This window comes from Caldanaerobacter sp. (assembly GCF_049701115.1).
GTDB lineage: Bacteria > Bacillota > Thermoanaerobacteria > Thermoanaerobacterales > Thermoanaerobacteraceae > Thermoanaerobacter.
In genome coordinates this window covers 55,340-68,472 of sequence record NZ_JBNATX010000002.1, presented here as the reverse complement: position 1 = coordinate 68,472, position 13,133 = coordinate 55,340, and the positions used below count along the sequence as shown (strand labels likewise).

The 13,133-nt window shown below is 35.6% G+C and carries 12 protein-coding genes; all 12 read left to right on the top strand.

Annotation, left to right across the window (positions count from 1 at the left end; genetic code table 11):
* Window positions 1-50: 50 nt before the first annotated feature.
* The 12 genes from ACPLVE_RS01685 to ACPLVE_RS01630 all read left to right on the top strand — a co-directional run bounded on the left by ACPLVE_RS01685 (window position 51) and on the right by ACPLVE_RS01630 (window position 13,131).
* On the top strand, window positions 51-1,067 hold the full coding sequence (locus ACPLVE_RS01685) for a LacI family DNA-binding transcriptional regulator (protein WP_424609264.1): 1,017 nt from the start codon (window positions 51-53) through the stop codon (window positions 1,065-1,067).
* A gap of 3 nt (window positions 1,068-1,070) precedes the next feature.
* Window positions 1,071-1,991: a ribokinase gene (gene rbsK, locus ACPLVE_RS01680; protein ID WP_424609262.1), complete on the top strand. Its 921-nt coding sequence runs from the start codon at window positions 1,071-1,073 to the stop codon at window positions 1,989-1,991.
* A gap of 4 nt (window positions 1,992-1,995) precedes the next feature.
* Entirely contained in the window at window positions 1,996-2,388 is a 393-nt protein-coding gene (rbsD, locus tag ACPLVE_RS01675) for a D-ribose pyranase (RefSeq protein WP_424609260.1), read from the top strand.
* An 18-nt stretch (window positions 2,389-2,406) separates the two neighbouring features.
* Complete coding sequence (locus tag ACPLVE_RS01670; protein WP_424609258.1) at window positions 2,407-3,897, top strand: sugar ABC transporter ATP-binding protein; 1,491 nt, start codon at window positions 2,407-2,409, stop codon at window positions 3,895-3,897.
* Window position 3,898: 1 nt separating this feature from the next.
* Window positions 3,899-4,855: an ABC transporter permease gene (locus ACPLVE_RS01665; protein WP_424609256.1), complete on the top strand. Its 957-nt coding sequence runs from the start codon at window positions 3,899-3,901 to the stop codon at window positions 4,853-4,855.
* Between the two features lie 88 nt (window positions 4,856-4,943).
* A complete protein-coding gene (gene rbsB, locus ACPLVE_RS01660; RefSeq protein ID WP_424609254.1) occupies window positions 4,944-5,885 on the top strand; it encodes a ribose ABC transporter substrate-binding protein RbsB in 942 nt (313 codons plus the stop codon).
* A 266-nt stretch (window positions 5,886-6,151) separates the two neighbouring features.
* Window positions 6,152-7,798, top strand: a complete 1,647-nt coding sequence (locus tag ACPLVE_RS01655) for a peptide ABC transporter substrate-binding protein (protein WP_424609252.1) — start codon at window positions 6,152-6,154, stop codon at window positions 7,796-7,798.
* A 192-nt stretch (window positions 7,799-7,990) separates the two neighbouring features.
* A complete protein-coding gene (gene murI, locus ACPLVE_RS01650) occupies window positions 7,991-8,791 on the top strand; it encodes a glutamate racemase (protein WP_424609444.1) in 801 nt (266 codons plus the stop codon).
* Between the two features lie 21 nt (window positions 8,792-8,812).
* The gene (lysA, locus tag ACPLVE_RS01645) at window positions 8,813-10,156 is read left to right on the top strand and encodes a diaminopimelate decarboxylase (protein WP_424609250.1); all 1,344 of its coding nucleotides are present in this window, start codon (window positions 8,813-8,815) and stop codon (window positions 10,154-10,156) included.
* A 112-nt stretch (window positions 10,157-10,268) separates the two neighbouring features.
* Window positions 10,269-11,117, top strand: a complete 849-nt coding sequence (locus ACPLVE_RS01640; protein ID WP_424609249.1) for a MurR/RpiR family transcriptional regulator — start codon at window positions 10,269-10,271, stop codon at window positions 11,115-11,117.
* A gap of 22 nt (window positions 11,118-11,139) precedes the next feature.
* A complete protein-coding gene (gene murQ / locus ACPLVE_RS01635; RefSeq protein WP_424609247.1) occupies window positions 11,140-12,060 on the top strand; it encodes an N-acetylmuramic acid 6-phosphate etherase in 921 nt (306 codons plus the stop codon).
* A gap of 3 nt (window positions 12,061-12,063) precedes the next feature.
* Entirely contained in the window at window positions 12,064-13,131 is a 1,068-nt protein-coding gene (locus ACPLVE_RS01630; RefSeq protein ID WP_424609245.1) for a serine hydrolase domain-containing protein, read from the top strand.
* The last annotated feature ends 2 nt before the right edge of the window (window positions 13,132-13,133 follow it).

Genomic DNA, 13,133 nt, shown 5'->3' with positions numbered 1-13,133 from the left:
GTTAAGCGTTTTACTAAAACGTTAAACTATATTAACAAGGTGATAGAAACATGGCAGTTACAATAAAAGATATTGCTAGATTAGCGAATGTATCTGTGACCACTGTATCAAGAGTTATAAACAATAAACCGGAAGGGGTTAGCGAGGAAACGAGGCAAAAAATTCTTAAATTAGTAAGAGAGCTTGGGTATCAGCCTAATGCCATTGCAAGGGGGCTAGTTACTAAAAAGACTAAAACCATTGGTCTTATAATTCCTGATATTTCTAACCCATTTTTCCCTGATATTGCCCGAGGAGTAGAGGATAGTGCTCACATCTATGGCTACAATGTTTTCTTATGTAACACAGATGATAATTTAGAGAAGGAAAGTGAGTATATAAAAGCATTAAAAGAGAAATATGTGGATGGGATAATATTTACAAGCAGCTCTATTCCGAAACACGAGCATATCATAGAACTTGTGGAGAGCGGGATTCCGGTTGTCATAATGGATAGGCGTGTTGATTCAGAAAATATTTATGGGGTTTTTCTTGATAATTATGAAGGTGGTTATATTGCAACGAAACATCTCATAGATTTGGGGCATGAAAAAATTGGTTGTATAACTGGCCCTTTGCATACCAAAAGTGCTAGAGAAAGATTAGAAGGGTACAAAAAAGCATTATTAGATAGTGGAATAAAAATTGATGAGAAACTTATATTTGAAGGGGATTATAAGATAAACGGTGGGATAATTGGAGCAGAGAGGTTATTAAAGGATAATAAAGATATGTCTGCTATTTTCGCTTGCAATGATTTGATGGCGTATGGTGCATATAAAACGATTCGGTCTTTTGGGTATAAAATTCCTGATGATATTTCAGTGGTTGGATTTGATGATATACAGCTTTCTCAAATACTGGAGCCGCAATTGACTACTATAAAGCAACCTGCTTATGATATGGGTTTGACTGCTGCTAGAATGTTAATAAAGCTTATAGAGGGTAAAAAACTGAAGAAAAAAATTATTAATTTTAGACCGCAGTTGGTAATCCGGCAAAGTACTAAATTAGTCAAAGGTGGGTAAAAAATGAGAAAAATAGTTGTTGTAGGAAGTATTAACATGGATATTGTAATAAGAGTACCGCGCATTCCAGTTGTTGGAGAGACAGTTATTGCTTACGATTTAAAAAATTATGGTGGTGGTAAAGGTGCAAACCAAGCTGTATCTATAGCTAGATTAGGTGGAAATGTTTCTATGATTGGTCGAGTAGGAAATGATGAGTATGGCCAAAAATTATATAGGGATTTAAAAAGCAATGGGGTAGGTGTAGAAGGAATAGAATTTGATTCAGAGACTCCCACAGGTACAGCATATATTAACGTGAGTGAAAAAGGAGAAAACAATATAGTAGTTTATCAGGGTGCAAACAAGAAGCTTGATATAAAACAAATAAAAAAATATGAGCATTTTTTTGATGAAGCAGAAATATGTCTTCTTCAATTAGAAATACCAATTGAAACAGTGAAGTTTGCAGTAGATTTGTGTTATAGCAAAGGAGTAAAAGTTATACTAAATCCTGCACCAGCTTGTGAATTACCTGACTCACTTTTCGAAAAGATTTACATTTTAACTCCAAATGAAACAGAATTGTCTTTTTTGTCCAAAAGCAAAATAGAAACAATTGAAGATATAAGAAAAGCTTCTAAATGTTTGTTAGATAAAGGAGTCCAAAATGTCATAACTACTATCGGAGAAAAAGGATGTTATTTCGTTAATAAAAATACAGAAAAACTGTTTGATGCAATTAAAGTTACTGCCGTTGATACAACAGCAGCTGGTGATTCATTTACAGGAGCGTTAGCTTTTGCTTTAAGCAAAGGGGAAAAAATAGAGGATGCAATAAGATTTGCTACATTTGTTGCTGCACTTACGGTGACTAAAGAAGGTGCCCAGACTTCTTTGCCTTATAAAGAAGAAGTAGAAAAATTTATTAAGGAGAGGAGTTGAAACAATGAAGAAAACGGCATTATTAAATAGTGAAATTTCAGAAGTAGTTGCAAGATTAGGGCACAAAGATTTATTAGTAATTGCTGATAGCGGGTTACCTATACCAGATAATGTTAAAAGAATTGACATTGCTTTAACTAAAGGCATACCAAGCTTTAGGGATACATTGAATACAGTTCTTACGGAATTAGGAGTAGAGAAGGCTTATATAGCAAGAGAGATGATAGATAAAAACAAAAAACTGTATTTAGAATTGTCAGAGCAATTTGGCGATAAGTTAGTAATTATTGATCATGAACAGCTGAAAGAAATGTGTAAGAATGCAAAAGCTGTGATAAGAACAGGTGAATATACTCCCTATGCAAATATTGTTTTGGAATCAGGTGTAGAGTTTTAAAGTAGGGGGGAATAATTTTTGGAACCTATTTTACAGATGAAAGGTATTAGTAAGAAATTTGGCAATGTCAAAGTATTGGATAATGTTGATTTAACTTTATATAGAGGTCGCGTATTAGCACTATTAGGTGAGAATGGTGCTGGAAAATCAACACTAATGAAAATTTTGTGCGGAATTTATGAAAAAGATGAGGGAGGCATTTATTTAAAAGGGAAAAAAGTGAATATACGAAATGTTAGAGATGCAGAAAAATATGGAATTGCGATGATTCATCAGGAACTTAATTTAGTTCCTTCTTTAAGTATTGCTGAAAATATTTTCTTAGGGAGAGAGTATGTGAGAGCTTTTAATTCTATTGATTGGAAGAAAATAAAACAAGAAAGTACTAAGATCCTTCATGAATTAGGGATGGATCTAAATGTGGATAGGTTGGTTAAACACCTCAGCGTTGGCGAACAACAAATGGTAGAAATAGCTAGGAGTCTTTTAATGAACGCAGAGATATTAGTGATGGATGAACCTACCGCTGCATTGACAGAAGGAGAGACGAGAAGGTTATTTGAGGTAATAAAAAGGCTTAGAAAGGAAGGTAAGTCTATCATTTATATTTCTCATAGGTTGAACGAAATTTTTGAGATTTGCGATGACTATATTGTTTTAAGAGATGGGCACCTCATTTCTCAAGGTAAAATTAGTGAAGTTACACGTGATGACTTAGTAAAGATGATGGTGGGTAGAGAGTTAAAAGAGCATTTTCCTTACGAGTCTTCTTCTCCAGGAGAAGAAATATTACGCGTGGAAAATTTGAGTGTAAAAGGTATGTTTGAAAGGGTTTCTTTTGTTGTAAGAAAGGGAGAGGTAGTTGGATTTGCGGGGCTAATAGGTGCAGGTAGAACGGAAGTAGCAAAGACAATTTTTGGATTCTACAGAAAGACGTCGGGCAAAATTTATTTAGAAGGGAAAGAGGTAGAAATAAAAAGCCCTAGAGATGCTATTGAAAAGGGGATAATGTATTTATCAGAAGACAGAAGAAATGAAGGATTAATTATAAAACATACTTTGAAAGAAAATATGACTCTTTCGGCTTTGAAAAAAATTTCTGACTATATAGGGACTATTAGCTTTTCAAAAGAGAGATCTATAGTAAATGAAATGATTCAGAAATTAAATATAAAGTCCTTTTCTCCCAACCAGAAAGTATTTAGGTTGAGTGGTGGGAATCAACAAAAAGTAGCGATCGCTAAATGTTTATTGACAGATCCAAAGTTAATTATTCTCGATGAACCAACCCGAGGTATTGACGTAGGAGCGAAAAATGAAATATATAAATTGATCAATGAGTTAAAAAGACAGGGTATTGGTATAATTTTAATATCTTCGGAATTACCTGAAGTTTTGAATATAAGTGATAGGATTATAGTAATGCATGAAGGGAAAATAACAGGAGAAATTTCTCGCGAAGAAGCTACAGAAGAAAAAGTTATGTTAAAAGCTGTAGGAGGGGAATGAATTGAAGCTACCGAACGAAAAAGCAATGAAAATAAATATTGGTGAGTTGCTTTTAAAAGCCAAATCTTTAATAGGTTTATTGGGATTAATTATCGCGTTTTCAATATTATCTCCACGTTTTTTGGATTACTATAACCTTACAAATGTATTAAGGCAAACCTCTCTAAACGCAATAATGGCTGTAGGAATGACATTTGTGATATTGACTGGTGGAATAGACTTATCTGTGGGCTCTATTTTGGCGTTTTCAAGTGCAGTTACAGCCGGGATGTTGAAAGATGGCATGCCCCTAATTATAGCTTTATTAATGGGTTTAATAATAGGTACTGGTTTAGGATTGTTTAATGGTTTTGCGATAATCAAATGGAATATTCCTCCATTTATTGCTACGTTTGCTATGATGACAATAGCAAGAGGGCTTACGCTTGTATATACTAATGGCCAACCAATAACGGGGTTAGGAAAAGCTTTTGGATATATTGGCAATGGGTATGTTGGTTCCATTCCTGTTCCAATAATTATCACAATTCTCGTTTTTGTAATAGGATACTATATTTTAAAAAACAATAGACTAGGAAGGTATGTCTATGCAACAGGTGGGAATTTACAAGCTGCTAAGCTAGCGGGAATTGATACTAACAAAGTAATTCTATTTGTATATGCCTTAAGTGGCTTTTTAGCAGCAGTAAGCGGCTTAATAATTACTTCAAGGTTAAACTCTGCTGCTCCAACAGCAGGACAAGGTGCAGAGCTTGACGCGATAGCTGCTGTGGTGTTAGGAGGAACAAGTTTGTCAGGAGGAGAAGGTGGAATAATTGGGACTTTGATAGGTGCTCTAATAATAGGTGTGCTGAACAACGGCCTGAATTTGCTTAACGTTTCACCTTTTTATCAATATATTGTAAAAGGTTTAGTAATACTACTTGCTATAGCTTTGGACAAGAAAGAAAGTGAATAGAGGAGAAAAGGGGGGATGTCTGGGAATTGAGAAATTTTCTTGAAGTTTTAGATGTAATATATTAAAAATTAAAGGGGTGAAGAGACCTATGAGAAGATCGCGAATATTGTTACTTTTAGCTGTTTTTGTAATTTCGGCAGCGCTGGTTTTGAGTGGTTGTAAAACAAGCACTCCAAATACAGCTCCTACTAGTACCAAAGAAGGGAAAACTATAGGGCTAGTGATATCTACTCTTAACAATCCATTCTTTGTAACTTTAAAAAATGGTGCAGAAGAAAAAGCGAAAGAGTTAGGGTATAAAATAATAGTTGAAGATTCCCAAAATGATTCCTCTAAAGAGCTTTCTAATGTAGAAGATTTGATTCAGCAAAAAGTAGATGTTTTACTTATAAATCCTGTGGATAGTGATGCAGTTGTTACCGCTATAAAAGAGGCAAATAGCAAAAATATACCAGTTATAACTATAGATAGGTCAGCAAATGGTGGTAAAGTAGTTTGCCATATAGCTTCAGATAACGTGAAGGGTGGGGAAATGGCTGCAGAATTTATAGCTAAAGCTCTAAATGGCAAGGGAAATGTGGTAGAACTTGAAGGTATACCTGGGGCTTCTGCGGCAAGAGATAGAGGCAAAGGGTTTGATGAAGCTATTGCTAAGTATCCAGATATAAAAATAGTGGCAAAGCAGGCTGCTGATTTTGATCGTTCCAAAGGTTTATCAGTAATGGAAAACATCTTGCAAGCTCAGCCTAAAATCGATGCAGTGTTTGCCCAAAACGATGAGATGGCTTTGGGAGCTATAAAAGCAATTGAAGCAGCAAATAGGCAAGGAATCATTGTGGTTGGTTTTGATGGAACTGAGGATGCTTTAAAAGCTATAAAAGAAGGAAAAATGGCTGCCACAATTGCGCAGCAGCCAGCTTTAATGGGTTCACTAGGAGTTGAAATGGCTGATAAGTACTTGAAAGGAGAAAAAATACCTAGTTTCATTCCTGCAGAACTTAAACTTATAACAAAAGAAAATGTTCAGTAACTTACAATTTTTGCCTGTCACTTTGGTGGCAGGCTTTTTTTATTTTTCTTTTTAACTTCATTGTAGTTATTTAAAAAGTTGTTTGTCAAGATTTTTAATGGATTAAAAATCGATCCAAAATTTTAGTGTAAATTTTTAATAGACACTATTGAAATGAAAACATTTAATGATATAATTATTTATAACCTTGAATAAAAATTTATGACATTTGAGAAGTGACGTAGAGCTAGAGTTTTTACAATTTATAAGGGGGAGTGAAGTGACTAGTGAGGGGGAAAAAGAGAGCAATTTCACTATTTGTTGCAGTGTTATTTATCTTATCTTTAAGTTTTTCAGGATGTTCTAAATCTTCTAATCCTATATCTTCCCAAAAAGTACTAGCAGATGAGCAGGTTTTAAATATTAATTTAGGGGAAGAACCGCCTTCTCTGGATCCGCAGTTGGCTACTGATTTAGTATCATTTGAAGTGTTAAATGCTACATTAGAAGGGCTAGTGAGGCTAAATAAGTACGGAAAAATAGAAAAAGGTTCTGGACTAGCTTTAGATTGGGAAGTTTCTCCAGATGGGTTGAGGTATGTTTTTCACTTGAGAGATGCAAAGTGGAGCGATGGAACCCCTATAACTGCTCATGACTTTGAATATGCTTGGAAGAGGGCTCTTGACCCGAAAACAGGGTCAAACTATGCGTACATGCTCTATTATTTAAAAAATGGGGAAGCTTTTAATAAAGGGGAAGCTAAGGCAGAAGATGTAGGTGTAAGGGCTCTTAATGACAAAACGCTAGAAGTAATACTCGAAAGGCCAGCTCCGCAGTTTTTGGGGTTGACAGGATGGGGTACTTATTTACCTGCTCAGAAAGCGGCTATTGAAAAATTTGGAGATAAATATGGGACCTCTCCTGATACGATGGTTTATTCCGGTCCGTATATGATGAAAGAATGGAATCACGAACAGAATATAGTACTTGTAAAAAATCCCTACTATTGGGATAAAGATAGTGTAAAACTTCAGCAGATAAATATGGACATGGTAAAGGAAGAAAATACTATTATTCAAAATTGGGAGACAGGGCGTTATGATTCTATTAGTGTACCTGCCCAATATATTGCAAAGTATAAAAATGATCCGAATTTTCACCAAATGCCGATAGGTGTAACTTATTATGTCATGTTCAACAACAAATCCAGGATATTTTCAAATGTAAATATAAGAAAGGCTTTCAGTTATGCGATTGACAGGCAGTCTTTTGTAGATTATGTTTTCGCTGGTGGAGGGATACCTGCTCTCGCTTTTGTGCCACCAGGAATACCTGGAGATAAAGAAGAATTTAGAAAAGAAGGTGGGGATTACTTTAAAGATAATGACGTAGCAAAAGCGAAAGAATTGCTTGCACAAGGCATGAGAGAACTAGGAATTGATAAGCTCCCCAAGATTAAATTTGTAGCCGGGGACAGTGATGCAGCGAGGAAACATTCACAAGTATTACAGGAATTTTGGAGTAAAAATTTAGGTGTAACTGTTGATATTTACAACGTAGCTTTCAAAGTAAGACTTGATATGATGAATAAAGGAGATTACGACATAGTGTATACTAACTGGGTAGCCGACTACAACGATCCAATGACATTTTTAGACCTTTGGGTTACAGATGGAGGTAATAACAGAGCCTTTTATAGCAACCCTCAATATGATCAACTCATAAAAAAGGCTAATTCTACAATTGATAATTCTGTGAGAATGCAGGCTATGCATGAGGCAGAGAAGATACTGATGGAGGATATGCCTATTGCTCCTTTACTTTTTAGGATTACCTCGTATTTAGAAAGACCCTATGTAAAAGACTGGATAAGATTTCCTGTGGGGATAGACGATGAGTGGAAATGGACGTATATAGAAGGTAAAAATAGATAGTGCTTTAAAAAGGGTCAAGCTTATAAGCTTGGCTCTTTTTAAGATGTTTACAGATATTCCTGCAAGTTTTAGATAAATTTTTGTATTGATTATTAAAGTCTGATGATATAAAATTGGATTAAATACTTAGATGGGGGGGTGAAAAGTAGAATAAAGTGCAGAAAAAATATTTTAAGCAAAAGGTGGTGGAAGATGGATAAAAATGGACCTATAGGAGTTATTGATTCAGGAGTCGGAGGAATTACAGTTTTAAAAAGGCTTTTGGAAATTTTGCCAGAGGAAGATTACATATATTTCGGAGATACTTTAAGGGTTCCTTACGGCAATAGACCAAAAGAAGAAATAGAAAAGTTTACACGAGAAATTGTGAATTACTTGAAGAAGCAAAAAGTCAAAGCTGTAGTGATTGCTTGTAATACTATATGTTCAAGTATTAATAAGAATGACTATGAAATTTTGATGTTTGGAATATTAGAAGCAGGAATAAAGAGTGCAGTGGAAGCTACTTCAAATGGCCGAATAGGGGTAATGGCTACTAAAAGGACTGTAGAAAGTGAAGCTTATCTAAAGGGGATAAAGAGATTAAATAGAAACGCGATGGTTTTCCAAAAAGCTTGTCCGGAGCTGGTTTTAATTGTAGAAAATGGGTTTTATGAGTCATCTTCGATTTATAAAGCTTTGAAAAAATGTACTGAAGAATTTTTAGAGAAAGATATAGATACTCTAGTGCTTGGTTGTACTCATTTCCCTATTTTGCTTCCCTTTATTGAAAAAGTAGTAGATAATAAAGTGACTGTAGTAGATCCAGCAATAAAATTAGCTCATGAAGTGAAAAAATATTTGGTAGAAAACAATTTGGTTAAGGACAAAAAAGGAGGACAAATTCGATTTTTAGTTACAGGTGAAAAGGAAAGTTTTATAAAGGTCGCTGGAACATTTCTCAACGACAAACATATAGATGTTTTAAGAATCGCTATAGAGGAACTGGAATAGGGATTTAAGGGGGAATAAAAAATGTTTTACAACTCTATAAAAGTAAATTCCAAGGGTCATTTAGTTATAGGTGGTTGTGATGCAGTAGAACTTGCTGAGAGATTTGGAACTCCTCTTTATGTAATAGATGAGGATGTATTAAGAGCCAATTCCAGAATCTTTTACAATGCATTAAAAAGCCACAACCCTGAAAATGAAGTGGTTTATGCAGGAAAAGCTTTTTTGACAAAAGCTATGTGCAAAATAATACAGCAAGAAGGATTAGGACTTGATGTAGTATCAGGAGGAGAGCTGTATACTGCATTAAAAGCTGGTTTTCCGACAGAAAAGATTTATTTCCACGGTAATAACAAATCTGAAGAAGAGCTAATTATGGCTCTACAAAGTGGAGTCGGCAGGATAATTATTGATAATTGGGATGAATTAGAACTTTTAGAAATTTTGGCAAAGAAGTTAAACAAAGAACCTGCAATCTATATAAGAGTTACGCCTGGGATAGAAGCGCATACACACAGATATATAATGACAGGGCAGATGGACTCAAAGTTTGGTTTTACTATTTCTAACGGAGAAGCTTTTAAGGCAGTAAAAAGAGCTTTAGCCTCAGAGAATTTAAAATTTAAAGGACTGCACTGCCATATAGGTTCTCAAATATTGGAATCCACTCCTTACAAAATTGCAGTAAAAATCATGTTAGAGCTTTTAAAAGAAATAAAAGATACTTTAGGGAAAGAAGTAGAGGAATTAGATTTAGGTGGAGGCTTTGGAATCCCATATGTGGAAGATGATAGTTACCAGCCAGTTGAAGAAATGCTAAGGGAAATATTAGAGGAATTGGAGGCCCAAGTAAGTCTTCTTAAAGTAAAACTGCCAAAAATTATTGTGGAACCAGGCAGAGCAATTATAGGGAATGCTGGTATTACCCTGTATAGAGTAGGAGGAGTAAAGGAAATACCTGGTGTTAGAAAGTATGTTTTTGTGGATGGGGGTATGTCAGATAATATTAGGACTGCCCTTTATGGAGCAAGGTATTCTGCTTTAGTGGCAAATAGGGTATATAATGGACGTTTGGAAAAAGTAACAGTTGCCGGAAAACTTTGTGAATCAGGCGATGTAATTATATGGGATATTTTGCTGCCTGAAGTGAAAAAAGGCGATATAATTGCTGTACTTAATACAGGGGCGTATGGGTATTCTATGGCAAGTAATTACAATAGATTGCCAAAACCCGCCGTTGTATTGGTCTCAAGTGGAAAAGCAGAGATTATTGTGAGAAGAGAAACATATGAGGATGTAATAAAAAATGATGTAGTACCAGAAAGGCTAGAGGAGAAGTCCCAAGGGAGGGAAATGCAAGCAATATGAATCCTATTGTAATGTTTATGAAGTAAAACTACACATTTTTTTAAAATTTAAGAAGGAATTTTACAACTTACGTCGAATATATATATTAACAAGAAAGAGAAAGGCGGTTAATATGACGGATGTTTTAGCAGTAATCCGAGAAATGAGCTCTAGTTTTACACCTTCAGAAGCCAAAATTGCAAAGTACATTTTAGAGAATCCGACTGTTGTTACAGAATTATCTGTAAATGAATTGGCTAATGCTTGTGATACCAGTGAAGCAAGTATCATAAGATTTTGTAGGACTATAGGCTTGAAAGGGTTTCAAGAGTTAAAAATCAAAATTGCTGTATCCCTTGCAAAGCAAACAAGAAAGCTGGATGGAGGCATTAGTAGTGAAGACGATGTTATGGCTGTTATACAAAAGATAGCTAATTTTAACAAACAAGCGATCGATAGCACTATCGCAGTTTTAAACGCAGAGGAATTGACAAAAGCTGCAGAAGTTCTTGCAAATGCAAATAAGATTGATTTTTACGGGGTTGCGGCTTCTGGAGTAGTGGCTTATGACGCAATGTTAAAATTTTCTAGAATAAATATACCATGCACTGCGTATCAAGACACTCACCTACAGCTAACGTCTGCAGTTAATTTAAAAAAGGGAGATGTAGCATTTGGAATTTCTTATTCAGGAGCTACTAAAGAAATAGTTGAAGCTATTCAAACTGCCAAGGAGGCGGGAGCGACTACTATAAGCTTGACGAAATACGGACAGTCACCCCTTGCCAAAGCTGCTGATATAAATCTATTTGTTTCTTCTGAGGAGGCTATGTTTAGAGCGGGGGCTATGGCCTCCCGCATAGCCCAACTTACTGTTATTGATATATTATTCATTTTAGTAGCGCAAAAGAAGTATAATGACGTAGTCAGATACCTTGAAAACACCAGTGAAGTGCTATCTATGCGCAAAATAAATAATTAAATCAAAGAAAGGACTGGGTTTAATGACGCTAGAGGAATTAATAACCGAAGGAAGAAATCCAAACACGATGGATATAGATAGACTTAGCACCGTTGATATGCTTAAAAAGATCAACGAAGAGGACAAGAAAGTGCCACTTGCAGTGGAGAAAGTTATACCTTCTATAGCTGAAGCGATTGACAGAATCGTACCAAGGATGAAAAAAGGAGGACGCCTTATATACGTTGGAGCCGGTACAAGCGGTCGTATTGGTATTTTGGATGCTTCCGAATGCCCTCCTACCTTTGGAGTAGATCCTGGACTGGTGGTAGGGATAATAGCAGGTGGAGATAGTGCAATAAGAAATGCAATAGAGAGCGCAGAAGACGATGTAGAAGGGGGGAGGCAGGACCTTGTAAATATAGGTTTGACAGAGCGAGATAGTGTAGTAGGTATATCTGCTAGTGGCAGGACGCCTTATGTCATAGGAGCTTTAAAATATGCTAAAGAAGTGGGAGCCCTTACAATAGGATTATTCTGCAATGAAAATAAAAATGTTGAAAACATAGTAGATGTGATGATTACTCCAATAGTGGGTCCAGAGGTTATAATGGGTTCTACTCGAATGAAGGCCGGTACTGCCCAAAAACTTGTGTTAAACATGATTTCTACAGGAGTAATGATAAAGCTTGGGAAAGTTTATAGTAATTTAATGGTAGACCTTCAAGCCAGCAACGAAAAATTGAGAGAAAGAGCAAGGCGAATGGTAAAGTTGGCTACTGGTGCAAAGGAGGACTTGATAGAGAGAGTTCTTAATGAAACAAATTATAATGTAAAATTAGCAATTTTAATGATAGTAGGAGATATGGAGAAAGAAAAAGCTCAAAAGCTTTTGGAGATGGCGGACGGATATATAGCAGAGGCGATTAAGCTAAAAGATTTAGTCTTGCAGGGAGAGGAATAAATTATGAGTTTTAATCTTTCAAAGTTGGAAAAGGCTTTTATGTTATTGGATAAAGGGATAGAAGAAGGAGTATTTCCAGGAGTTGCAGCAGCAGTAGGTGATAACAAGGGTTTTGTGAGGGTTGAAGTAAAAGGGAATAAAAAATTATATCCGTATGATGAAAAGCTTAACAGGGAATCTCTGTTTGATTTAGCTTCTCTTACAAAAGTTGTAGCTACAACTATGTTATTGATGAAAATGTTAGAGAGCGGACTTATATCTGTATACGATAGAGTTTCAGAATATATCCCGAATTTTAAAGGCGATGGCAAAGATAAAATTACTATATTTCAGCTTCTCACTCATACTTCTGGATTGCCGGCTTACCTTCCTTTTTATGAAAAATGCAAAGATTACCTTGATTCTATAAATTACATATGTGAAGAAGTAAAGCTAAATCCAAATAAAAATGTGGAATACAGCGACTTAAATTTCATTCTGTTAGGTAGGGTATTAGAAATTTTAGGAGGCAATAGACTTGACACGTTATGTCATAAAGAGGTATTTGAGCCATTGGGAATGAAAGATACAATGTTTAATCCTATAGGGAAGGATGTTGTTCCTACAGAATTAGACAAAACTACTGGCAAGGTTATAGAAGGGGTATGCCATGATGAAAATGCGAGGTTTTTTGGAGGAGTGTCGGGACACGCAGGGCTATTTTCAACCATAGATGACCTTGTAAAATTTGCTACAATGCTTATAAACTTTGGCAGAGTTAGAGAAGAAGTATTTTTGTCCTATCCTCTGTTTATCAGAATGATAACAAATTATACTCCAAATTCAGAAGAAAACAGGGGATGGGGGTGGGTTATAAAAGGGCACACTGCTTTTGGCGGAGATTTATTTTCGGAAAAAGCTTTTGGCCACACAGGTTTTACAGGTACTTCTATCTGGGTAGATCCGGAGTATAAAGTGTTCATGATACTACTGACAAACAGAGTGCATCCTACTCGTGAAAATGTGAAGATAATAAGGTTTAGGCGGCTTTTCCACAATGCTGTGCTTTCAGCTTTGGATTGGAGGAATTAGAG